Here is a 20,977-nt window from a genome sequence, read left to right as displayed (position 1 = left end):
CTTCAGCATTCCTCGGCGAATTGCCGCAGCACCGCGTCGAACTCGGCCGCGGACTCGGCGAAGGGCGCATGCCCCCCGTCAGCGAACCAACGCCCGACGGCACCCGGAATCTTCCCGAGTGCGTGCTCGGCTACCGAGGGTTCGATCACGCGGTCGGCCGTTCCGTGCGCGACCAGAGCCGGTTTGTCCACCGTGACCAGCACTTCTTCGCTGCCGATGTCCCGGCGGAAGAGCGCCGAACGAATTGCGGGCGGCACGCTCAGAGACGCGCCGAGCATGGCCTGCGCCTGCGCGCCGGGCACCGGCCCGGCGGCCATCCCGCGGCAGAACTCCGTGAGCGCCGGGACCGCGGTGTCCGGATCGTCCGAAAGCATCGCCCGCATGTGGTCGCGCATCAGCGGGCCGACGCGCCCGCCCGGCCGGTCGCGGCCGATCTCGGTGATGGCCCCGACGAGCACGATGCCGCCCAGTCGTGCGGTGCCGTGCACCCGGATGTGGTCCACCAGCACCAGGCCGCCGTAGGACCAGGCGACGACGATCGCGTCCGGGCCGGCGAAGTCGAGCACCGCGGCGAGGTCGTCGGCCCAGACGCGCGGGTCGTCGTACCCAGACACGGGGACGTCGGAGGCGCCGTGGCCGCGCAGGTCCACCGCGACCAGCCGGAACCGCTCGGTCAGCGCGGGATCGGCGAGCTGGGCCGCCCAGCAGCCCGCCGACTGGGCCCAGCCGTGCACGAACACGATCGGCTTGCTGCTTTCGGCTCCCTCGACCCGCAGGCCGAGCCGGACCCCGCCGTGCCCGACGACTTCGGTGCGCACGGGTTACTTCGCACCCAGCCCTTGCCAGGCCGCCCAGCTGTAGTTCCAGTCCTTGACGTCGGAGTTCATCGGCGCGCCCAGCTTCGAACCGGTGATCTCGACCGGGTCGCCGACCAGCGCCGAGTCGAAGTAGTCCTTGGCGTCGGCTTCCAGCAGGTTGACGCAGCCGTGGGAGTTGTTGGTCTTCCCGATGTTGGCCGCGTTGTCCTGGTTCTCGTGGATGAACTCGCCGTGGTTGGAGAACCGGCAGGCCCACTTCTTGTTGACGTTCGTGTAGCCGTAGCGCGCGTTGTCGAAGATCGCCGACGGCTCCTTGCTCATCACCATGTAGGTGCCGTTCGGGGTGTTGCGGTCGACCTCGGCGTCCAGGCCGTTCGCGCACGGGTAGCTCTTGACCTGCGAGCCGCCGCGGTAGACGTGCATCTGGTGCTCGGGGGTGTTGATCTTGACGACCTGGTTGCGGCCGATCTTGAACTTCGTGGTGACGTCGGCCTTGCCGTACGCGCCGCCACCGAGCTCGACGCCGTAGAGCTTCGCCTCGACGCTCACGGTGATGTTCTGCGGCCAGTACTCCTTCGGCCGGTAGTCGACCTGACTGTCGGACAGCCAGCCCCAGGCGCCTTCGACGTCCTTGTCCGTCTTCACGGACAGGGCCTTCTCGACGGCCTTGCGGTCCTTGACCGGCGACGCGAACTTGACGCTGATCGGCATGGCCACGCCGACCGTCTGGTTGTCCGAGGGGTTGAGCGTGGCGCGGACCTGCTTGGCCGGGCTGACCGTGGTGAACGTGCCGGTGAACTCGGCAGGCTTGCCGTCGTTGCCGGTGGCCTTGGCCGCGTAGGTGTAGGTCTTGCCGTAGCCGAGCGGCTCGGAGCTGGTCCAGGTGAGCCCGTCGGGTGCGGTGTCGCCCTTGACGGCCTTGCCGCCGTCCGCGGTCACCTTGCACTCGGTGAGCTTGCCGTCGGCGACCTTGATCACGACGGGCTTGAGGACCGAGACGTCCTTCGCGTCGGCCGCGGGCTCGGCCGTGATCTTCGCCACGGGCTGGGCGCTCTCCCCGTCCGCGCCCGCCGCCCCCGTGGGCAGCGCGGTGCCGTCGTTCGTGCTCGAACACGCCGCGGCGACCAGTGCGGCCCCAGCCGCGAGTGCGGCCTTGAAGACCGTGCGCCGTTCGATCACCGAAACCTCCCGAGTTCCCCCGCCGACCAGCGGGTCCAAGCCCTTAGCGCTGGTCACCCGCCCGACGTTACCTGTCGAAAGGTAAAGACCATCCGATCAGGTGGCTACCGCCTTGTCGACAAAGACGTCCTACACACGTACAGGTTGCCCGGTTCGGCTCAAATGCCGCAGTTGATCAAGAGCGGTTCCGGGTGCAGCGTGACGCCGAACCGCCGGTGCACGCCGTCGCGGACCTCCCTGGCCAGCGCCAACAGGTCTTCGGTCGTCGCGCCGCCGCGGTTGGTCAACGCGAGGGTGTGCTTCGTCGAGAGCGAGACGCGGTTCCCCGGTCCGGGGTACCCCTTGGCGAAGCCGGCGCGCTCGATCAGCCAGGCCGCCGACAGCTTGGTGCCGCCGTCGGCCGGGTACTGCGGCACTTCCGAGCCGACGACCGCCGTGATCCGCTCGAGGACCGCCGTCGCTTCGGCGGACGGGACGATCGGGTTGGTGAAGAACGAGCCCGCGCTCCACGTGTCGTGGTCGGCCGGGTCGAGCACCATGCCCTTGCCGCGACGCAGGCCGAGCACGGCTTCACGCGCTTCGGCGGCCGGGACGCGGGCGCCGATCCCGACGCCGAGGGTGCGCGCCAGCTCGGCGTAGCGGATGGGCGCGGAGAGGCCGTCTTCGCGGACCTCGAAGCGGACCGAGAGGACGACGCCGGTGTCGGTGCCCTTGAGGACGCTGGTGCGGTAGGCGAAGCCGAGTTCGTCGGCCTTGAGCGTGCGCACTTCGCGCGTCACGCGGTCGTAGAGGTCGAGGCTGACCAGGGACTCCGCGACCTCGCAGCCGTACGCGCCGACGTTCTGGATCGGTGTCGCGCCGACGCTGCCCGGGATGCCCGAGAGGCACTCGAGCCCGCCCAGCCCGGCCTCGACCAGCGCGGCGACGAAGGCGTCCCAGTTCTGGCCGGCCTGGACCTCGACGACGTCGCCGTCCGGCCGCCAGCCCGTGTTCGCCACCGCCACCAGCGTGCCGTCGAACCCCGCGTCGGCGACGACGAGGTTGGAGCCGCCGCCGAGCAGCAGCACCGGCTCGCCCGCCGCGTCGGCTTCGCGGACGGCCTCGACGAGGTCTTCGCTGGTCACGGCGCTGACGAACCGGCGGGCGGGGCCGCCGAGGCGCAGGGTGGTGTACGCCGAGAGCTGCGGGAGCGCGGGAGTCGGGGCGGTGTTCACCCGCCTGACGGTACTGTCCGGCTCATGGGTTCCCGGATCGAGCACCGCGCTGAGTTCGCCGCCGACGTCGCCGCCGTCTACGCCGCGGTGGCCGGCGAGGACGCGCTGCGGGCCCGGCTGGCGGAGCTCGGCGGGCACGACGCGGCACTGCTGGCGTACGAGGTTTCCGGCACGAACCTGCGGTACGAACTGCGGCAGGGGATCAGCGCGGACAAGCTCCCGCAGGCGGTGCGGACGCTGCACAAGGGCGACCTGCTGGTGACCCGCACGCAGACCTGGCGCGTCAGCAACGACGGCACCGGCCACCAGGGCCAGGCCTCGGTCGAGGTCGGCGGGGTCCCGGGCGAGATCGTCGCGCGGACGGCGGTGCTGGCCGGCGACGGCAAGACGGTGCTGCGGACCAGCGGCGAGGTGACGGTCCGGATCCCGCTGTTCGGCGGGAAGCTGGAGAGCGTGATCGCCGAGCAGGTCACGAAACTGCTGGAGCGCGAGGCCGAATTCACCGCGAAGTGGCTGGCCGGGGCCGCCTGAGCCCGGTCGGCGCGCCGACCCGCGGCACGACCAACCCGAACCGCCTGCGCCGGGTCGACCGGTGGATCGCGTCGGCGCCGGCCACGACCCGGTTGCTGCGCGCGGCCGGGTCGCCGCTGGTCGTCGACCTCGGCTACGGCGCTTCCCCGGTGACGACGGTCGAGCTGGCCCGCTGGCTGCGCCGGGTCCGGCCGGACGTCCGGGTGCTGGGCCTGGAACTGGATCCGGTGCGGGTCGCCGCGGCGTTGCCCGCCGCCGCACCGCCCCTGCTGGACTTCCGCCGCGGCGGGTTCGAGCTGGCCGGGACGCGGCCGGTGCTGGTCCGGGCGTTCAACGTGCTGCGGCAGTACGCGGAGGACGAGGTCGCGGGCGCGTGGGGCCTGGTGCTGGACTCGATGGCGCCGGGCGGCCTGCTGGTCGAAGGCACGTGCGACGAGATCGGGCGGCTGTCGACGTGGGTGCTGGTGGCGGCGGCCGGCCCGGTGTCCCTGACGCTCTCGATGCGGCTGGCGGGGCTGGACCGCCCGTCGACGGTGGCCGAGCGGCTGCCGAAGGCGCTGATCCACCGGAACGTGCCGGGCGAGCGGGTCCACGCGCTGCTGTCGGCGCTGGACACCTGCTGGGCCACGGCGGCGCCGCACCAGGCGTTCGGCGCCCGCTCGCGCTGGCTGGAGACGGTCCGGCTGCTGACCGCCCGCGGCTGGCCGGTGCTGGGCCCACCGTCCCGAGTCCGGCTCGGCGAACTGACGGTCCCCTGGGCTTCGGTCGCCCCCGCCTGAAGCGCCCCAATGTGGCGTTGGTTGCGTCAGACGCACCCAATGTGGCGTTCGGTGCGCTGGACGCACCGAACGCCACATTGGGGCGCTTGTTCACCGGGGCACCCCCGCTGCGTCACCCCGAAGTGACCTGCGGTGATCACCATTGAGCCGTGGAACTCCTGGGGCAGGTCACCGAGCTGCTGCGCGGCGCGCTCGGCTCGCCGTGGCTGTGGGTGGTCGTCTTCGCCGTGTCCGGGTTGGACGCGCTGCTGCCGTTCATGCCCAGCGAGACGACCGTCGTCACGGTCGCGGTGCTGCTCGGGCCGGATCCCGCGCAGCTGACCCTGCTCGCCGCCGTCGCGGCCGGCGGGGCGTGGGCGGGTGACTGCCTCGGCTACGCCGTCGGGCGGTCCGCCGGGCCGCGGGCGATCGCGCGGCTGCAACGCGGCCCCGAGGGGCAACGCCGCTACGCGTGGGCGCGCGACCAGGTGCGGCGCCACGGCGGGTTGCTCATCATCGCCGCCCGCTACCTGCCCGGCGGGCGCGTGGCCAGCTCGCTCGCGAACGGCAGCCTCGGCTACCCGCTGCCGAGGTTCGTCGCGCTCGACTTCGCCGGCGCCGCGATCTGGGCGGTGTACAGCGTGCTGATCGGCCTCGCCGGCGGCGCCGCCTTCGCCGACGAGCCGGGCAAGGGCCTGCTGCTGTCGTTCAGCCTCGGCCTGGGCCTGGTTTTCGCCATCGAGGCCGGGCGACGGCTACGGTCGGCCCATGCTCGAAGCGATCGACGTCCACGCCGACGCGCTGAAGCGGGCGGCGCTGAAAGCCGGTCCGGCGGCGCCGGTGCCGAACTGTCCGAAGTGGACTGTCCATGACCTGGTGACGCACGTCGCGTTCGTGCACTGCTTCGCCATCGGCCTGGCCGTGAACCAGCCGCGGAAACCCGCGCCACCGGCGGACTGGGAGGACGTGCTCGGCTGGTGGGACGGCCAGCGCCTGGCCCTGCGCGAAGCGCTCGGCCGCGCCCCGGAAACCCCGGCGTTCTCGCCGTACCCGGGCTTCGAGGTGACAGTCGGCGACTGGACGCGCCGGATGGCCCACGAGACGGCGATCCACCGCCTCGACGCCGAATCCGCCCTCGGCGAAGCCCCGGAGACGCGCTTCTCCCCCGCGTTCGCGAACGACGGCATCGACGAGTTCCTCACCTACCTGACCCCGCGCCTCGGCAAGAAAGCCGATGTCCGCGTCACGACGCCGGAGCGCACGTGGACCCTCGGCGAGCCGGTCGCCGAGGTCGACGGCGCCGCCGACGACGTCTACCGCGCCCTGTGGGGCCGTCCGCACCGGGCCGCCGTCACGGGTGACCTCGCACCGCTCGCGGCGCCCTGACCTGCGCGGGGGAGAATGCCGTCGTGACCGCTCCCGAACGCCGCTACGTCATCACCTTCGGCTGCCCCGACCGCACCGGCATCATCGCCCGGATCTCCGGGTTCCTCGCCGAACACGGCGGCTGGATCGTCGAAGCGGCCTACCACACCGACCCGGACACCGGCTGGTTCTTCACCCGCCAGGTCGTCCGAGCCGACTCGCTGCCCTTCGACGCCGACGAGCTGCGCACCCGCTTCGGCGCGGTGGCCGCGGACCTGTCCGCCGAGTCGAGCTGGCAGGTCAGCGACACCGGCGAGCGGCGCCGCGCGGTGGTGCTCGTCTCGAAGGCCGGGCACTGCCTCTACGACCTGCTCGGCCGGGTCGCGTCCGGCGAGCTGGACGTCGACATCGCCGCGGTGATCGGCAACCACGAGTCGCTCGCGGACATCACCCGCGCGCACGGCATCCCGTTCCACCACGTGCCGTTCCCGGCCGGTGGCAAGGAAGCCGCGTTCGAGCAGGTGCGGAAGCTGGTCGACGAGCACAACCCGCACGCGGTGGTGCTCGCCCGGTTCATGCAGATCCTGCCCGCGGACCTCTGCCGCGACTGGGCCGGCCGCGCGATCAACATCCACCACAGCTTCCTGCCGTCGTTCATCGGCGCGAAGCCGTACCACCAGGCCCACACCCGCGGGGTGAAGCTGGTCGGCGCGACCTGCCACTACGTGACGGCGGACCTCGACGCGGGCCCGATCATCGACCAGGACGTCATCCGGGTCGACCACGGCGACTCGGTCGAGGACATGGTCCGCAAGGGCCGGGACATCGAGAAGGTGACGCTGGCCCGTGGTCTGCGCTGGCACCTGGAGAACCGGGTGCTGGTGCACGGCAACCGCACCGTGGTGTTCTGACGCGGTTGCCGTGCGACGCGTCAGGCGCCGATCGTCTTGGCGTCGATGACGAACCGGTAGCGCACGTCGGAGTTCTCGACGCGCTCGTAGGCCTCGTTGACCCGGTCGGCCGAGATCGTCTCGATCTCCGCGCCGATGCCGTGCTTCGCGCAGAAGTCCAGCATCTCCTGGGTCTCGGCGATGCCGCCGATCATCGAGCCGGCCAGCACCTTGTTGCCGCCCAGCAGCGAGAACGCGTTGTAGTTCAGCGGCTCGCCGGGCGCGCCGACGTTCACCATCGCCCCGCCGACCCGCAGCAGGCCGAGGTAGGCGTCGACCGGCAGCTTGGCCGACACGGTGTTGAGGATGACGTCGAACTTGCCCCTGAGGACGTCGAACGTCGCTTCGTCGCTGGTCGCGTAGTAGTCGGTCGCACCGAGCTTCAGGCCGTCTTCCTGCTTCTTCAGGCTCTGGCTCAGCACGGTCACCTCGGCGCCCATGGCGGCGGCGATCTTGACGGCCATGTGGCCGAGCCCGCCGAGGCCGATCACGGCGACCTTCTTGCCGGGGCCGGCGCCCCAGTGGTGCAGCGGCGAGTAGGTGGTGATGCCCGCGCACAGCAGCGGCGCGGCGACGTCGAGGTCGATGCCCTCCGGGATGCGGCAGACGAAGGCGTCCTTCACGACGATCTGGTTGCTGTAGCCGCCGTAGGTGTTCTCGCCGTCGAAGCCGACGCCGTTGTAGGTCTGGACGTTGCCCTTGACGCAGAACTGCTCGGTGCCGGCCCGGCAGTATTCGCACTCACCGCAGGAGTCGACCATGCAGCCGACGCCCACCCGGTCGCCGACCTGGTACTTCGTGACGGCCGAGCCGACCGCGGCGACCACGCCGGCGATCTCGTGGCCCGGGACCATCGGGAAGATCGCCTGGCCCCAGTCCTCCTTGGCCTGGTGGATGTCGCTGTGGCAGATACCGGCGTAGGCGATGTCGATCAGGACGTCGTCGGGACGCAGGTCACGGCGCTCGATCGTGGTCGGCGCCAGCGGCGCGCCGGGCGCCGGAGCGGCGATGGCGTTCGTGGTCGTGCTCATGGAACCCTCCGTGTTCAAGTACCGTTGGACCCTGTAAGAGGTCTCTTACATGTTCTACGTAAGAGGGGTCTTACATATTTCGGACGAGAGATGTGATCCAGGTCATGGGCGGCAAGTACCACCACGGCGACCTCCGCGGCGAGCTCGTGCGCGTGTCACTGGACCTCATCGCGGAGCAGGGCCTCGCCGGCTTCTCCGTCGCGGAGGTCGCACGGCGGGCGAAGGTCAGCCCCGGCGCGCCCTACCGCCACTTCCCCACCCGGGAGAGCCTGCTCGCCGAGGTCGCGGCGAACATCGCGTGCCAGCTCGCCGAACGCGTCGCTTCGGCGGCCGCGGAGCACTCGGATCCGGTCGACGCCCTGGCCGCGGCGGCGGGCGCGTACACGCGCTACCTGATCGAGCGCCGGGCCGGCATGAACGTCATCTACGCCGACGGCCTGCACGGTCCGGAGCACCTCGAGCTGCACGAGCAGACCCGGCGCCTGACCGACGAGTTCCTGATGCGCTGCCTGACCGTCGCGCCGGACCCGGCGACGGCGCTCGAGCTGATGGAGCAGCTGTTCACCCAGGCACACGGCTACGGCACGTTCCAGCTCGACGGCGTCTTCGTGAAGCACGGGTATTCGGTGGACCTGGTCGTGAAGAAGTCCACGGAGGCCGCACGGATCGCGATCGCGGGCCGGACTGTCGGTGGTAGGCGCTAGCTTGGGCGCATGGGGATCATCGACTCACACGAGGCCTTGCGGGAAGTCGTCGGCGAGGTCGCCGAGCGGACGCAGAAGAAGATCATCGACCGGATCGACGAGCACGCGCGCACGCTGATCGAGCACTCGCCGTTCGTGCTGCTGGCGACGTCGGCGCCGGACGGCAGCTGCGACGTCTCGCCGCGAGGTGACCCGGCGGGCTCGGTCCTGGTGCTCGACGAGCGGACGCTCGTGCTCGCCGACCGCCCGGGCAACAAGCTGATCGACAGCTTCCGGAACATCGTCGACAACCCGCACGCCGGCCTGCTGTTCCTGGTGCCGGGGATGAACGAGACGCTCCGGGTCAACGGCCGCGCGAAGCTGGTGTCGGACGCGCCGTTCTTCGACGACCTGGTGGTGCAGGGCAAGCGGCCGAAGCTCGCGGTGGTCGTCGAGGTCGAGCAGCTGTACATGCACTGCGCGAAGGCGTTCCTGCGGTCGTCGCTGTGGGATCCGGCGACCTGGCCGGACCGTTCGGCGCTGCCTTCGCTCGGCACGATCCTGCGCGACCAGATGGCGCTCCCGATCTCGGCGGAAGAGCTGGACGCGGACCTCAACGAACGGGCGCTCAACCAGCAATACTGAACCCATGCTGTGCGTCTTCGACGTCAACGAGACCCTGCTCGACCTGGCGGCGATGGACGCCACCATCGGCGGCCCCGAGCTGCGGCGCGAGTGGTTCGGGCTGGCCATCCACACCGTCCTGACCGTGACGGCGACCGGCGGCTACCGCGACTTCGCGGGCATCGCCGGCGACGCCGCGATCGAGGTCGCCGCCCGGCACGGGCGGGAGGTGGACCTCGCCGAGGTCGCCGCGGGCATCCGCGCGCTGCCCGCCCACCCGGACGTCGAACCGGGCCTGGCGAAGCTGCGGGAAAAGGGCCACACCGTCGTCGCGCTGACGAACTCACCGCTCGCGACGGCCGAGGCGCAGCTGCAGAACGCCGGGCTGGCCCCGCTGCTCGACCGGATCTTCTCGGCCGAGCAGGTCGGCAGGCTCAAGCCCGCGCCCGAGCCGTACCGCCAGGTCGTGGCCGCCTACCCCGGGGAACGGGCGGTGCTGATCGCGGCGCACGACTGGGACATCGCGGGCGCCCAGGCGGCGGGTCTCGAGACGGCGTTGCTCACCCGTCCCGGCGTCCACCCGCTGCCCGGCTCGCCCGCGCCCACCTACACCGCGCCGACCCTCCCGGAGCTGGCCGAACTGCTCTAGTCGGCGATGCGGACCAGCATCTTGCCGGTGTTGGCCCCGGACAGCAGGCCGAGGAACGCGTCCGGCGCGTTGCGGATGCCGTCCACGAAGGTCTCGGAGTACTTGATCTGGCCGGACTGGACCAGCGGCGCGATCTCGGAGACGAACTGCTGCTGCAGGCCCCAGTGGTCCAGCACCAGCAGGCCGCGGATGGTGATCCGCTTGGCGATGATCTGCGCGAGGTTGCGCGGCGCGGGGGTCGCCTCGGTGGCGTTGTACTGGGAGATCATCCCGCAGACGGCGATCCGGCCGTGCAGGGTGATCGCGTCGATCGCGGCTTCGAGGTGCTCGCCGCCGACGTTGTCGAAGTAGACGTCGATGCCCTCGGGCGCGGCGGCGTGCAGCTGCTCGGCGACCGGGCCGTCCTTGTAGTTGAAGGCCGCGTCGAAGCCGAGGTCGTCGATCAGGTGGCGGACCTTCTCGGCCGAACCCGCCGAGCCGATGACACGCTTGGCGCCCTTGAGCTTCGCGAGCTGCCCGACGAGCGAGCCGACCGCGCCGGCCGCGCCGGAGACGAACACCGTGTCGCCCGGCTTGAACTCGGCCGACTCCAGCAGGCCCGCGTACGCGGTGAGACCCGGCATGCCGAGCACGCCGAGGTAGGTCGACAGCGGCGCGGCGTCGCCGTCCACCTTGACGAAGCGCTTGGCGTCGAGCACGGCGTGCGTGCGCCAGCCGGACTGGTGGAGCACGTGGTCACCCGGCTTCACGTCGTCGACGTTCGACTCGACGACCTCGCCGACCGCCCCGCCGTACATGACCTCGCCGACCTCGAACGGCGGCGCGTAGGACTTCACGTCCCGCATGCGGCCGCGCATGGCCGGGTCGACGCTCATGATCAGGTTGCGCACCAGGATCTGGCCCTCGCCCGCGGCGGGGATCCCGGTGTCCACGATGTCGAAGTTGTCGTGCGTGGGGACGCCGTGCGGGCGGGAAGCGAGCCGGATCTCGGTCGCCTGGGTGGGTGCGTTCACCGTCGAACTCCTCGAAGTCGTTGAAACGGGGCCGACGCCCCGCATTCCACCCGGGTCAACGAGCTAACCGGGGCGCACATTCCGATTGTGACGCGCTACACGATCTCGGCGAGCTTGCCCAGCACGCCGTCGTAGATCTTCTTGAGCCCACCGGGCGCGAAGGTCTTCTCGAAGAAGCCGCCGATGCCGCCGGCGCCGTCCCAGGAGGTCTCGATCCGAACCAGGCTCTTTTCCCCGGCCTCGGAAACCGTCCAGGTGGTGACCATGCTGGAGTTCGCGTCGGTCTCGACCAGGGTGCCGGGCTTCGGCTCGCTGACCGTGGCCTCGACGTCGCGCACGCGCTTGGACGTCGCCTGCAGCTTCCAGCCCGCCTTGGTCCCGGCGCCGACACCGCCTTCGGTGACCTCGTAGTCGCGGTAGTGCTCGGTGAGCAGCTTCGGGCGCGTTTCGGCGTAGTCGGCGACGAGGGCGCGCACCTTGTCGGCCGGAGCGTCGATCGTGCGCTCCGCGGTGGCCGTGACCTTTCCCATCTCACTCCTTCTGGCGAGCTTCGCGAACAGGCTCCACGATTCCACCGTGACGCGCACCTCCTGCGCGCGGCCCGGGACGTCTCAGGGAGTGAGCGGCGAAGTCCGCGCTCCGGTTAGGCTGCGGTGAGCCAACTGATACGAGGATCATATGAGTTCGGGAGCGCACCGCCGGTCGACCGTGGCGGTGAAGGAGTCGCTGCGGGAGCTGCGCAACCAGCTTTCGCTGCTGAACCACCAGGTCAGCGCCCACCTCGCGCTCAAGGACGTCGACCTGGACTGCCTGGAGCTGATCGCCCGGCACGGTCCGCTGAGCCCGAGTGCCGTGGCCCGGCGGGCCGGCCTGCACCCGGCGACCGTGACCGGCATCCTCGACCGGCTGCAGAAGGGCGGCTGGATCGTCCGCGAACGCGACCCGGAGGCGGCCGACCGCCGCTCGGTGGCGGTGCGCGCGGTGCGCGGCCGCAACGCGGAGCTGTTCCGGCTGTACGCGGGGATGAACACGGCGATGGACGAGCTCTGCGCCGGCTACAGCGAAGCGGAACTGGCGCTGATCGCCGGCTTCCTGCAGCGCGCGACGTCGGCGGGCCACGCCGCGACGGGCGACCTCGCGAAGGGCTGACCAGCACCTTTTGTGCTGTACTCGGGGCATGTGGCAGTCAGGCGACGCTTACGAGGCCTACATCGGACGCTGGAGCCGCCGGATCGCGGAGACGTTCGTCCGGCAGCTCGACGTCCCGGCGAGCCGCCGCTGGCTCGACGTCGGCTGCGGCACCGGCGCGCTGACGTCGGCGGTGCTGACGGCGGCCGATCCGGCGGAGGTCGTCGGGGCCGACCCGTCCGAAGGCTTCTTGAAGACGGCCCGCGCGAGCGTGACCGACCCGCGGGCGTCGTTCTCGGTCGCCGACGCGCAGTCGCTCCCGTTCCCGGACGCCCGCTTCGACGTGGTGGTTTCGGGGCTGGTCCTGAACTTCGTCCCGGACCCGGCCCGCGCGGCGGCCGAGATCGCCCGGGTGACCGCGCCGGGCGGGCTGGCCGCGGCGTACCTGTGGGACCTCGCGGAGGGCATGGAGCTGATCCGCCGCTTCTGGGAGGCGGCCGCCGAGCTCGACCCGGTCGCCGACCTGGACGAAGGTCGCCGCTTCCCGCTGTGCCGCCCGGAACCCCTCGGCAGGCTGTGGCTCGAAGCGGGCTTCACCGGGGTGTCCGTCGGCGAGATCAAGATCCCGACGGTGTTCCGCGACTTCGACGACTACTGGCAGCCGTTCCTCGGCGCACAGGGCCCGGCCCCGGCGTACCTCGCGACGCTCCCCGAGGCCCGCCGGGACCAGATCCGCGAACTCCTGCGCAGCCGCCTGCCCACGAACCCGGACGGCTCGCTCCCCCTCTGGGCGAGCGCCTGGGTCGTGCGCGGGACCGCTTAGAGACCGGCCTGCGCCAGCCAGTCCTTCGCGACGTCCTCGGCCTTCTCGCCGTCGGAGTCGACGCGCTTGTTCAGGTCACGCATGACGTCGGTGGTCAGCTTCGCGCTCACCGCGTTGACGGCGGTCGCGAAGTCGGCGCCGCGCTCGTCGAGCACCTTCTTGTTCACCGCCGGCACGACGTTCTCGGTCGGGACGATGTTCAGGTCGTCCTTGAGCACCGTGTAGTTCGGGTCGCCGGTCAGCGGGCTGACCGAGTCGACCGGGATGACCGTCACCGCGCCGGACTTGAGCTGCTCGACCCGCGGCCCGGCTTCCTGGATGGTCTGGAAGGTCGCGTTCGCCAGCTGGTAGGTCTCCTTGAAGCCGAGGAAGCACGGGAGGCGCTTCTCGCACTCCGGCGGGCCCGCCATGACGACCTTGTCGAGCTTCTTCAGGTCGCTGATGGACGCGATGCCCTTGTCCTTGGCCAGGTCCGACTTGACGATGTAGGTGTTCTTGTCCTCGGCGGCGGCGAAGTTCAGCAGCCCGACGCCGCTGGGCTCAAACAGCTTGGCCAGCTGGTCGTGCTCCTCCTGCGCGGTCTTGCCCGCCTCCTTGCCGAAGCCGGTGGTGATCGCCGCACCCTGGTACTCGGGGATGAACTGGAGTTCGCCGGACTTCAGGGACGGGTAGATCAGCTCCCGCGAGCCCAGGTTCAGCTTCTTCGTCACCGGGTAGCCCTTGGCCTCCAGCGCCTGCGCGTAGATCTCGGCGAGGATCTGGCTGTCGGTGAAGTTGAACGACGCGACGACGATCGGCGCCCCGCCCTTGCTCTGCGCGGCGGGCTTGTCACCGCTGTCGCTGCCACCACCACAGGCGGCCAAACCGAGCGTCGCCGCGACGGCCACCGCCACCACGGACGCGTTCCGGAACCAGCGCACGAATCCCACTCCCTCGTCACTCGAACAGACGAAAGGACCCTAGCCTCGCCCACCGACAACTATCCACATGTTGGGAGAAAACCGCCCGAATTCCCAGCGTTCGGAATTCGAGCGGCCCGATCGGGGTAAGGTCGCCGGGTGCACGTGAGCGCGGTGACGCCGCTGGCCGCCGACAGCGGACCGCCGATCTTCCAGTGGAAGTGGGTGGACCGCAACGCCGACGACATCGTCCAGCGCCTGGTCGAACACATCTCGCTGACCGGTGTCGCGCTCGGCGCCGGACTGGTCGTCTCGATCGGGCTGGCACTGCTGTCCCTGCGCTTCCGCTGGTCGTACGGGTTCATCCTGAGCGCGGCGGGCGCGTTGTACGTCATCCCGAGCCTGGGCGCGTTCGCCGTGCTGGTGCCGTTCTTCGGGCTGTCGTTCGTGTCGGCGGTGATCCCGCTCGCGACGTACACGCTGCTGATCCTCGTCCGCAACATCGTCACCGGCGTCGACCAGGTGCCGAACGAAGTCCGCGAAGCCGCGATCGGCATGGGCTACACGCGCGGCAGGCTGCTGTGGCAGATCGAGCTGCCGCTCGCGCTGCCGGTGGTGATCGCCGGACTGCGGGTCGCGGCCGTGACGACCATCGGCCTGGTCACGGTGACGTCGATGCTGGGCCTCGGCGGCCTGGGCTACTTCATCCGCCACGGCATCCAGACGGCGACGCCGAACCCGACGGAGATCATCGTCGGCGTGGGGCTGTCGGTGGTGCTGGCGGTGGTCGTGGACCTCCTGCTGTGGCTTAGCGAGCGGGTGCTGGCGCCCTGGACCCGGAAGGCGCGATGAGCTTCTTCGACCAGCTGAACGCGTGGCTCGCGGACCCGAACCGCTGGAGCTGGACGGACAAGGCCGGCGTCCCGTACCGGACCCTGGAGCACCTCAGGTTTTCCCTGCTGGCACTGGCGATCGCGGCGCTGCTGACGATCCCGCTGGCGCTGTGGCTGGCCCACTACCGCCGCGGCGCGTTCCTGGCGAGCAGCGCGGTCAACATCGGCCGCGCGATCCCGAGCTTCGGGCTGATCATCCTGTTCTGGTTCCTGGCGAGCCGCTGGGAGCTGGACACGACGTTCTGGCCGCTCCTGCTGGCGCTGGTGGCGCTGGCGATGCCGCCGCTGTTCACCAACACGTACGCGGGCGTGGTGTCCCTGGAGCAGGAGACGGTCGACGCCGCCCGCGGCACGGGCCACCGCGAGTGGCAGATCATGCTCAAGCTGGAGCTCCCCCTGGCCTCCCCGGTGATCCTGGCGGGCGCACGGGTGTCGTTCCTCCAGCTGATCGCGACGGTGGCGATCGGCGCGATCGTCAACGACGGCGGCGGCCTGGGCCGCTACATCGTGGACGGCTTCGCACTGGGCGCCCAGGGCTACGGCCAGATCTTCGCGGGCGGCCTGGCGGCGGTGCTGCTGGCCCTGCTGTGCGACGGCGCGTTCGCGCTGATCACGCGCCTGGCGACCCCGCGCGGCCTGGCCCTGCAGAACGCCCGCCGCTAGAACGCCCCGGCGAGGATCAGCACCCCGAGCCCGACCAGCACCACGGGCAGCACGAGGTGCCCCCGGCGGGCGAGAACCCGCGCGACGGCGGGCCGGGTCGCGAGGAACCGCCCGGCCACACACCAGACGGCGACCCCCACGAGGAAGACGACGACGTAGGAGGCCAGGCTCCCGCTCGCGGCGAAGGCGGGAACGTAGACCCCGACGTTGTCACCGCCGTTGGCGAAGCAGACGAGAGCGATCCCGAGCACCCCGGCGGCCGGCACGGGTTCGTCGTCGCCGGTGTGGAACGCCTGCCAAGCGGCGCGAAGGCCGAGCAGGATCGGGAGCACGCCGAGCCACCGGACGGCACCATCGGGCAGCAGCCCGGCCCCGAGCGCCCCGGCGACGGAGACGGCGAGGATCGCGGCGAAGCCGAGGAACTGCCCGGCGACGACCTTCACCTGGCCCCGGCGCCCGGCAGCTTGCCCGAAGAAGACGGCGAGGAGCACGAGGTCGTCGAGGTTGGTGACGGCGAACATCCCGGCCGCACGCCCGATCAGCCCGACGTCCACCCTCGCCCTCCCAGCGAACAGAAGGCGGATTCCGCCCACGAAGTTGCGCGAAGCAGCTACTTGCCCGAACCAGGCAAGTAACTCTTTCGAGCAACTTTACCCGTGGTGTCCACTTTACCGAACGGGTAAAGTTTTCCATATCGGGCAAGTTTTATTGGTCACCCACTCGCCCGCGTGCCACACTCACCTGGTGAACGAGTGGGACGGCAGCGAGAACGACCTGGTCGAACAGGCCGTGCGGGCTCTGCGATCGCTCTTGGGCGACGACTGGCAGGTCGCCGAAACCACAGCGCCCGGGGCCGGGTCACAACGCTCCTTCTTCGACGCCCGCCTGACGATCACCCCACCCGACCGCGACCGCCTCACCGAGGTCCTGGTGTCCGCGCACCGAAGCATGACACCGAGATCGGCGCAGCGGGATGTCGGCCTCATCCAGGAGATCCTCGGCCAGACGAGCAGCCCGCCCAACCTTCTCGTCGTGGCGCCTTGGCTTTCCCCGCGCACGCAGGACGAGCTGCGCGCGCGAGGAGCCGGCTACCTCGATCTGACCGGCAACGTCGACTGGTCGGTGAGCGTGCCGTCCATCAGGATCTTCACCCGAGGCGCGGCCAAGGCGCCCCGGCAGAGCGCCGCGGGTGTGAAGACTGTGACCCTCGCTGGGCCTCGCGCCGGCCGGATCGTCCGGTTCCTCACCGATTTCGAGCCGCCCTACCGGGCAACGGAAATCGCGGAGGAGACCGGAGCCAGCCTGCCTTGGGTGTCGCGGCTGCTGGGACAGCTGGAGGATCAGCTGCTGATCGGCCGCGACGGGCGCACGATCGTGCGGACCGATTGGGAAGGACTCCTCCGCGCTCGCGCCGAAACGTACAGCCTGCTCCGGCACAACCCGTTCGTCGGCATGGTTTCCCCCACCGGGCCGGAGGCCGTGCTGCGAGCCCTGCGCGAGCTGGGACCCCGGACTTCCGGCATCGCCGTCACCGGTCCGTTCGCCGCCCGTGCGATCGCCCCCTCGACCACCGGCGGGCAACTGATGTTCTACGTCGACGCCGGACCGCACGCGCCGGACGCCTGGGCCGGGAAGCTCGGGCTGCTGCGGGCGGAAGGCGACGCGGACGTGCTGTTCCTGCGCGCTCACGACGACATCGTGTTCAGCCGGGCCCGGCTGGTCGACGGCGTTCCCCACGTCGCCCCGACCCAGCTGGTGATCGACGGGTTGGGAGGCCCCGGGCGGATGCCCGCCGAGGCCGAAGCCGTCCTGAAGTCCCTGGCCGCCGACACCGGCTCCTGGCGGCTGCCGTGGCACAAGGGTTCTCTCGCGTAGCCACGCGGATCTCCCCACTCCGAAACGAATGTGAGACTTCAGTTGTCGGAGGTTCCCGACGGCGTCAGCATCGACGAGGTGGCGCCCGTCGCCCGGCGGGTACTGCTCGACGGGCTGATCGCCCTCGAGGCACACCGCGACGCCGTCACGGTGGTCGGGGCGCAGGCTGTTCACCTCCTCACCGCGGACGTGCCGATCAGCGTGGGCGCCTACACCTCCGACGGCGACCTCGGGTTGGACCCGGCGCTGCTCGCCGACGAGCCACTGAGCCAAAAAGCGCTGCTCGAAGCCGGTTTCGAACGGCTGAACTGCCACCACGCCGGTCTTTGGTCCACCTACCGGGAGATAGCCGGGAAGAGCGTGCCGGTGGAGCTGGACCTGCTCATCGGTACGACGCTCGCCGAGACCGGTCGGCGCAGTGTCCACATCGATCCGCACGACAAGATGGCCGCCCGGGCGGTACCCGGGCTGGAAACCGCCGTCGTCGATCGGCGGCTCATGGTCATCACCGCGCTGGAGGAGACGGACGACCGCGAAGTCGCCGTGCACGTCGCGGGACCCGCGGCGCTGTTCGTGGCGAAGAGCCACAAGCTCCACGACCGGCTCGCCGACAGCGCGACGAACCCCGGTCGCCTGCACGCCAAGGACGCGGGCGACGTCTACCGGCTCATGGCAGGCACCCGCCCGTCCGATGTGGCACTCCGCTTCGAACAACTGCTGGCCGACGACCGGGTCGGCGCGGTCACGGCTGCCGGATTGGCTTACCTGCGCGAACAGTTCGGCGGCCGGGACGCGCCCGGCGTCAGGCTGGCCGTCGCGGCGCTCGCGGGCGCCGTGCCGGAAAGCACGGTCCGCGGCTTCGCCACCGCCTACGTCGCGGCTCTCCCCGAGGCGTGAACCCGGCCGGGCCCGAGGGTCACCCCAGCGCGTCCGGCAGTTCCTCGATCAACCGCCGCACTTCCGGGCCCAGCGCCCGATCCTCCTCGACCACCGGCACCACCGACCGCACCCACTCGTAGGCCTCGGCGAGCCCCGGCACCCCGTCGGTCGCCAGCCACCGCGCCTGAGACGCCGTGACCAGCTCACAAGCCGTGATCGCGTAGAGGTGCGCGGCCGCCGACCGCAGTTGCTCGCCCGCCGCCCACGCGAACGCCTGGACGTCCTCCTGCCCGGCCGACGTGTCCACAGAACCGAGCGTCGCCGGCGAAGCCAGCCGCCTCAGGCCGTGCAGCTCGCCGGCCGCTCGCTTGTGCAGCGGCACCAACCCCGCCTGCGGTCCCGGGTCCCGGGTCAGCTGCGCCGGCAACCCGCTGAACCGCTCGTCCAGCAACCGGTGCTGGCGCTGCACCGAAACCTCGCCGAGGTGAACGAGTGCCGCCGTCACCGCGTCCATGCGGAGGCCCAGGTCCACCGCGTGGTAGCCGGTGCCGGGGAGGAACGCGCCGTCGACGAACGACGGGGAATCGCCGGGCATCGTCCGCCAGCGCAGCAAAGCCGACTCCAGGTCCGCGTTGACGCGCGAAGCGTGGGCCAGCGCCCGCGGCGCGACCCGCACCGACAGCGGCGCCTGCACCACCCCCGCCCGCACCGGGCCCGGGCCGGCCAGGCCGCCCAGGGAAACCAGCACGGACCGCAGGTGGTCGTCGCCGCCCGCCATGACCGGGGAGAACACCTCGCGCGGGGCGCCGAGGACGTCGATCGCCATCGCTTCGGTGAGCGTCTGCAGGCGGATGAGCTGCCGCGCGTCGGTCCAGCCGCGCTGCGCGTGCACCACCGCCAGCGGAGAACCCTGAAGCAGCGAAGCACCTTCCTTCGGCCCGAGCACGTACGGCGCCGCGCCCCGCGAAGCGAGCGCGGCCGCGGCCGGGACCTCGGCGCCGTCCTCCAGGACCGTGCCGATGCCGAGGAACGTCTGGAAGGCGTGCGCCAGCGGGATGATCTCGCCCGAACTGCCGAGCCCGGACCGCGGGACGGCGGGCGTGAACCCGTCGTTGAGCCGGTCCACGAGGAACTGCACCAGCTCCGCGCTCACCCCCGACCACGGCTGCAGGAAGTCCCGCAGCCGCACCACGAGCAGCGCGCGCACGTCCGCGGGCGGCAGCCACGGCGGCCCGCCGACCGCCCGGCCGATCAGCAGGTTCCGCTGGTGCTCGGCCTGCTGCCGCGCGTCGAGCGCGACCCCCGCCAAGCGGCCCATCCCGGTGTTGACGCCGTAGACCGGGACGTCGCCGTCGAGCGCCGTCAAGACCTCGTCCCGGCGCCGTCGCAGCTCTTCCACCAGCGGTTTGTCCAGAACCAACCGTTCACCGTCGGCGAAACCGCTGTCGGTGACGATCATCGGTACGGCAGCATGGTGCCGACGCCGGAAGCCTCGGCACGGGTGAGGATCATGTCCGCCACCGCGACGTCCGTTGTGGACAGTCCGCGGTGCCAGAACAGGATCCGTTCGGCGTCGTGCTCGCGGCCCGGCTTCTTCCCGGCCACGACGTCGCCGATCTCGGCGTGGACCCCGTCCGCGGTGAGCAGGCCGGCGTTGAGCTGCGGGCGCAGGGCGCCGAACCGCGGGTTGCCGGACCGCGATTCGCGCCAGTCGTCGACCACGACCTTGTCGATGTCGTCGAGCAGCGTGAGCTCCAGCGCGCTGATCGTGCCGTAGGGCACCAGGAAGGTGCCCGGCCGGAGGAACTCGCGGCGCACCAGCGCTTCGGGTTCGACCAGCCGGGAGGCCTCGACCTGGATGTCCGCGCCGTCCAGGGTCTCCTCGGCCGTGGCGCAGACGCGGACGTCCTTGCCGAGCCGTTCGGACAGCCGGCGGCCGAAGTCCTCACGGGACTCCGGGCGCTTGCTGGTCACGCGGATCTCGGCGAAGTCGAACAGCGAGTCGAGGAGCACGACGTTCCACCAGGCGGTACCGCGGGCGCCGATGTGCCCGAGCACCCGGGAACCCGGGCGCGCCAGGTACTTCGCACCGACGGCGGTCATCGCGCCGGTGCGGGCTTCGGTGATCATCGTGCCGTCGACGATGGCCCGCGGCATGCCCGTGTCCGGGTCCAGCAGCAGGATCAACGCCATTTCGGAAGGGAGGCCCCGTTCGAAGTTCCCCACGAAGTCACCGACGACCTTCACGCCGCTGACCTGCTTCGACGACAGGTGGCCGCGGAGGATGTTGAAGTGGCCCTTGCCGCCGTTGTCCGGCACGAGGTGCGTGCGCGGCTCGAAGACGACCTGGCCGCGGCCGTGGTCGGCGAGCACGGCCTCGACCGCGCCGACGATGTCCGCGTCGGTGATGCCGAGCGAGTCGATGTCGGCACCGGTCAGGTACCGGAGCCAGACGGACGTCACCGGGCGAGGTCCTCGATGACCTCGGCCCCGGGCAGCGCGGCCAGCGCGGCGCCGGAGATCAGCAGCTTGCTGCCGCGGATCCCGCTGCCGATGACCAGCTCGGGCGCGTCCGCGACGCGCTTGTCGAGCAGGACGGGCCACTCGGCGGGCAGGCCGACGGGCGTGATGCCGCCGTACTCCATCCCGGTCAGGTCGACGGCTTCGTCCATCGGCGCGAACGACGCCTTGCGGACGTCGAGGCGGCGCTTGATCACGCCGTTGACGTCGGCGCGGGTCGTCGCGAGCACGAGCGCGGCCGCGAAGCGGACTTCGCCCGCCCGCTTGCCGGCGACGACGACGCAGTTCGCGGACGCCTCGAGCGGCGAGCCGTAGGCCTCGCAGAACGCGGCGGTGTCGGCCAGCGACGGGTCGATCTCCGCGACGCCGACGGCGTCCGGGTCGGCCAGCGCGGCCAGCGCTTTGGCCACGGGCTCGGCGAGCAGGTCGGTGCGGGTGGGTGCGGGAACGACGGTGAGGCTCCCGGCGATCGTCCAGGTCAC

25 protein-coding genes are annotated in these 20,977 nt (G+C 71.2%); 14 read left to right on the top strand and 11 right to left on the bottom strand.

Features of this window, described 5'->3' with window-relative positions; all coding sequences use genetic code 11:
• Window positions 1-2: 2 nt before the first annotated feature.
• The 3 genes from AB5J73_RS14670 to AB5J73_RS14660 form a co-directional block, all read right to left on the bottom strand.
• Window positions 3-818, bottom strand: a complete 816-nt coding sequence (locus AB5J73_RS14670; protein ID WP_370970266.1) for an alpha/beta fold hydrolase — start codon at window positions 816-818, stop codon at window positions 3-5.
• 3 nt (window positions 819-821) lie between these two features.
• Window positions 822-1,997 (bottom strand): Ig-like domain-containing protein, encoded by a 1,176-nt coding sequence (locus AB5J73_RS14665; RefSeq protein WP_370973154.1) that lies wholly within the window; start codon window positions 1,995-1,997, stop codon window positions 822-824.
• Window positions 1,998-2,155: 158 nt separating this feature from the next.
• Window positions 2,156-3,211, bottom strand: a complete 1,056-nt coding sequence (locus AB5J73_RS14660) for a UDP-N-acetylmuramate dehydrogenase (protein WP_370970265.1) — start codon at window positions 3,209-3,211, stop codon at window positions 2,156-2,158.
• A 24-nt stretch (window positions 3,212-3,235) separates the two neighbouring features.
• Between AB5J73_RS14660 and AB5J73_RS14655 the strand changes: the two genes are divergently transcribed.
• The 5 genes from AB5J73_RS14655 to purU all read left to right on the top strand — a co-directional run bounded on the left by AB5J73_RS14655 (window position 3,236) and on the right by purU (window position 6,776).
• Window positions 3,236-3,742 (top strand): DUF2505 domain-containing protein, encoded by a 507-nt coding sequence (locus AB5J73_RS14655; protein ID WP_370970263.1) that lies wholly within the window; start codon window positions 3,236-3,238, stop codon window positions 3,740-3,742.
• A complete protein-coding gene (locus AB5J73_RS14650) occupies window positions 3,721-4,521 on the top strand; it encodes a class I SAM-dependent methyltransferase (protein ID WP_370970262.1) in 801 nt (266 codons plus the stop codon). Before AB5J73_RS14655 ends, AB5J73_RS14650 begins: the two co-directional genes overlap by 22 nt.
• 149 nt (window positions 4,522-4,670) lie before the next feature.
• A complete protein-coding gene (locus AB5J73_RS14645) occupies window positions 4,671-5,372 on the top strand; it encodes a DedA family protein (RefSeq protein WP_370970261.1) in 702 nt (233 codons plus the stop codon).
• Window positions 5,269-5,886 carry a maleylpyruvate isomerase family mycothiol-dependent enzyme gene (locus AB5J73_RS14640; protein ID WP_370970260.1) on the top strand — a complete coding sequence of 206 codons (618 nt, stop codon included), beginning with the start codon at window positions 5,269-5,271 and terminating at the stop codon, window positions 5,884-5,886. Before AB5J73_RS14645 ends, AB5J73_RS14640 begins: the two co-directional genes overlap by 104 nt.
• 23 nt (window positions 5,887-5,909) lie before the next feature.
• Entirely contained in the window at window positions 5,910-6,776 is an 867-nt protein-coding gene (gene purU / locus AB5J73_RS14635; protein WP_370970259.1) for a formyltetrahydrofolate deformylase, read from the top strand.
• A gap of 20 nt (window positions 6,777-6,796) precedes the next feature.
• On the opposite strand, the gene AB5J73_RS14630 is transcribed toward purU, so the two are convergent.
• The gene (locus AB5J73_RS14630) at window positions 6,797-7,846 is read right to left on the bottom strand and encodes an NAD(P)-dependent alcohol dehydrogenase (RefSeq protein ID WP_370970258.1); all 1,050 of its coding nucleotides are present in this window, start codon (window positions 7,844-7,846) and stop codon (window positions 6,797-6,799) included.
• Between the two features lie 104 nt (window positions 7,847-7,950).
• On the opposite strand from AB5J73_RS14630, the gene AB5J73_RS14625 reads away from it, so the two are divergent.
• Genes AB5J73_RS14625 through AB5J73_RS14615 form a run of 3 tightly spaced genes read left to right on the top strand, consistent with a single transcriptional unit; the run spans window position 7,951 to window position 9,802 of the window.
• Complete coding sequence (locus tag AB5J73_RS14625) at window positions 7,951-8,550, top strand: TetR/AcrR family transcriptional regulator (RefSeq protein WP_370970257.1); 600 nt, start codon at window positions 7,951-7,953, stop codon at window positions 8,548-8,550.
• 9 nt (window positions 8,551-8,559) lie between these two features.
• Window positions 8,560-9,174 (top strand): pyridoxamine 5'-phosphate oxidase family protein, encoded by a 615-nt coding sequence (locus tag AB5J73_RS14620; protein ID WP_370970256.1) that lies wholly within the window; start codon window positions 8,560-8,562, stop codon window positions 9,172-9,174.
• A gap of 4 nt (window positions 9,175-9,178) precedes the next feature.
• Complete coding sequence (locus tag AB5J73_RS14615; protein ID WP_370970255.1) at window positions 9,179-9,802, top strand: HAD family hydrolase; 624 nt, start codon at window positions 9,179-9,181, stop codon at window positions 9,800-9,802.
• On the opposite strand, the gene AB5J73_RS14610 is transcribed toward AB5J73_RS14615, so the two are convergent.
• Window positions 9,799-10,860: an NADP-dependent oxidoreductase gene (locus tag AB5J73_RS14610; RefSeq protein WP_370970254.1), complete on the bottom strand. Its 1,062-nt coding sequence runs from the start codon at window positions 10,858-10,860 to the stop codon at window positions 9,799-9,801. The genes AB5J73_RS14615 and AB5J73_RS14610 overlap by 4 nt on opposite strands.
• A gap of 50 nt (window positions 10,861-10,910) precedes the next feature.
• Complete coding sequence (locus AB5J73_RS14605) at window positions 10,911-11,345, bottom strand: SRPBCC family protein (RefSeq protein ID WP_370970253.1); 435 nt, start codon at window positions 11,343-11,345, stop codon at window positions 10,911-10,913.
• A 148-nt stretch (window positions 11,346-11,493) separates the two neighbouring features.
• Here AB5J73_RS14605 and AB5J73_RS14600 point away from each other — a divergent pair, with 148 nt between their 5' ends.
• Entirely contained in the window at window positions 11,494-11,964 is a 471-nt protein-coding gene (locus AB5J73_RS14600; protein WP_370970252.1) for a MarR family transcriptional regulator, read from the top strand.
• Window positions 11,965-11,992: 28 nt separating this feature from the next.
• Window positions 11,993-12,766, top strand: coding sequence for a class I SAM-dependent methyltransferase (locus tag AB5J73_RS14595; protein ID WP_370970251.1), 774 nt, complete (start codon window positions 11,993-11,995; stop codon window positions 12,764-12,766).
• Here AB5J73_RS14595 and AB5J73_RS14590 read toward each other — a convergent pair.
• Window positions 12,763-13,686: an ABC transporter substrate-binding protein gene (locus AB5J73_RS14590; protein ID WP_370970250.1), complete on the bottom strand. Its 924-nt coding sequence runs from the start codon at window positions 13,684-13,686 to the stop codon at window positions 12,763-12,765. The genes AB5J73_RS14595 and AB5J73_RS14590 overlap by 4 nt on opposite strands.
• A gap of 138 nt (window positions 13,687-13,824) precedes the next feature.
• Between AB5J73_RS14590 and AB5J73_RS14585 the strand changes: the two genes are divergently transcribed.
• Window positions 13,825-14,517, top strand: coding sequence for an ABC transporter permease (locus AB5J73_RS14585; protein ID WP_370970249.1), 693 nt, complete (start codon window positions 13,825-13,827; stop codon window positions 14,515-14,517).
• Window positions 14,514-15,221, top strand: a complete 708-nt coding sequence (locus tag AB5J73_RS14580) for an ABC transporter permease (RefSeq protein ID WP_370970248.1) — start codon at window positions 14,514-14,516, stop codon at window positions 15,219-15,221. Before AB5J73_RS14585 ends, AB5J73_RS14580 begins: the two co-directional genes overlap by 4 nt.
• Here the strand turns inward: AB5J73_RS14580 and AB5J73_RS14575 are convergent.
• Window positions 15,218-15,775, bottom strand: a complete 558-nt coding sequence (locus AB5J73_RS14575) for a cadmium resistance transporter (protein WP_370970247.1) — start codon at window positions 15,773-15,775, stop codon at window positions 15,218-15,220. The two genes, AB5J73_RS14580 and AB5J73_RS14575, sit on opposite strands and share 4 nt — an antisense overlap.
• A 190-nt stretch (window positions 15,776-15,965) precedes the next feature.
• On the opposite strand from AB5J73_RS14575, the gene AB5J73_RS14570 reads away from it, so the two are divergent.
• Together AB5J73_RS14570 and AB5J73_RS14565 are read left to right on the top strand one after the other, a co-directional pair.
• On the top strand, window positions 15,966-17,096 hold the full coding sequence (locus AB5J73_RS14570; protein WP_370970246.1) for a helix-turn-helix domain-containing protein: 1,131 nt from the start codon (window positions 15,966-15,968) through the stop codon (window positions 17,094-17,096).
• A 42-nt stretch (window positions 17,097-17,138) separates the two neighbouring features.
• The gene (locus tag AB5J73_RS14565; RefSeq protein WP_370970245.1) at window positions 17,139-17,993 is read left to right on the top strand and encodes a hypothetical protein; all 855 of its coding nucleotides are present in this window, start codon (window positions 17,139-17,141) and stop codon (window positions 17,991-17,993) included.
• A 19-nt stretch (window positions 17,994-18,012) separates the two neighbouring features.
• Here AB5J73_RS14565 and AB5J73_RS14560 read toward each other — a convergent pair whose 3' ends face one another.
• From AB5J73_RS14560 to AB5J73_RS14550, 3 genes are read right to left on the bottom strand one after another with little or no spacing between them, the layout of a single operon-like run.
• Window positions 18,013-19,434 (bottom strand): aromatic amino acid lyase, encoded by a 1,422-nt coding sequence (locus AB5J73_RS14560; RefSeq protein ID WP_370970244.1) that lies wholly within the window; start codon window positions 19,432-19,434, stop codon window positions 18,013-18,015.
• Window positions 19,431-20,438, bottom strand: a complete 1,008-nt coding sequence (locus AB5J73_RS14555) for an ornithine cyclodeaminase family protein (protein ID WP_370970243.1) — start codon at window positions 20,436-20,438, stop codon at window positions 19,431-19,433. The genes AB5J73_RS14560 and AB5J73_RS14555 overlap by 4 nt, the downstream gene beginning before the upstream one ends.
• The gene (locus AB5J73_RS14550; protein ID WP_370970242.1) at window positions 20,435-20,977 is read right to left on the bottom strand and encodes a YbaK/EbsC family protein; all 543 of its coding nucleotides are present in this window, start codon (window positions 20,975-20,977) and stop codon (window positions 20,435-20,437) included. Before AB5J73_RS14550 ends, AB5J73_RS14555 begins: the two co-directional genes overlap by 4 nt.

The organism is Amycolatopsis sp. cg9 (assembly GCF_041346945.1).
Taxonomy (GTDB): Bacteria; Actinomycetota; Actinomycetes; order Mycobacteriales; family Pseudonocardiaceae; genus Amycolatopsis.
The sequence above is the reverse complement of the archived record's forward strand: the minus strand, read 5'-3'. Positions and strand labels throughout refer to the sequence as shown.

Excerpts from the sequence above, each read along its gene's own strand:
- AB5J73_RS14580 (WP_370970248.1), top strand. The coding sequence starts at position 14,514 with ATGAGCTTCTTCGACCAGCTGAACGCGTGGCTCGCGGACCCGAACCGC.
- AB5J73_RS14620 (WP_370970256.1), top strand. The coding sequence starts at position 8,560 with ATGGGGATCATCGACTCACACGAGGCCTTGCGGGAAGTCGTCGGCGAG.
- AB5J73_RS14560 (WP_370970244.1), bottom strand. The coding sequence starts at position 19,434 with ATGATCGTCACCGACAGCGGTTTCGCCGACGGTGAACGGTTGGTTCTG.
- AB5J73_RS14615 (WP_370970255.1), top strand. The coding sequence starts at position 9,179 with ATGCTGTGCGTCTTCGACGTCAACGAGACCCTGCTCGACCTGGCGGCG.
- AB5J73_RS14600 (WP_370970252.1), top strand. The coding sequence starts at position 11,494 with ATGAGTTCGGGAGCGCACCGCCGGTCGACCGTGGCGGTGAAGGAGTCG.
- AB5J73_RS14610 (WP_370970254.1), bottom strand. The coding sequence starts at position 10,860 with ATGCGGGGCGTCGGCCCCGTTTCAACGACTTCGAGGAGTTCGACGGTG.
- AB5J73_RS14625 (WP_370970257.1), top strand. The coding sequence starts at position 7,951 with ATGGGCGGCAAGTACCACCACGGCGACCTCCGCGGCGAGCTCGTGCGC.
- AB5J73_RS14640 (WP_370970260.1), top strand. The coding sequence starts at position 5,269 with ATGCTCGAAGCGATCGACGTCCACGCCGACGCGCTGAAGCGGGCGGCG.
- AB5J73_RS14595 (WP_370970251.1), top strand. The coding sequence starts at position 11,993 with ATGTGGCAGTCAGGCGACGCTTACGAGGCCTACATCGGACGCTGGAGC.
- AB5J73_RS14605 (WP_370970253.1), bottom strand. The coding sequence starts at position 11,345 with ATGGGAAAGGTCACGGCCACCGCGGAGCGCACGATCGACGCTCCGGCC.
- AB5J73_RS14655 (WP_370970263.1), top strand. The coding sequence starts at position 3,236 with ATGGGTTCCCGGATCGAGCACCGCGCTGAGTTCGCCGCCGACGTCGCC.
- AB5J73_RS14630 (WP_370970258.1), bottom strand. The coding sequence starts at position 7,846 with ATGAGCACGACCACGAACGCCATCGCCGCTCCGGCGCCCGGCGCGCCG.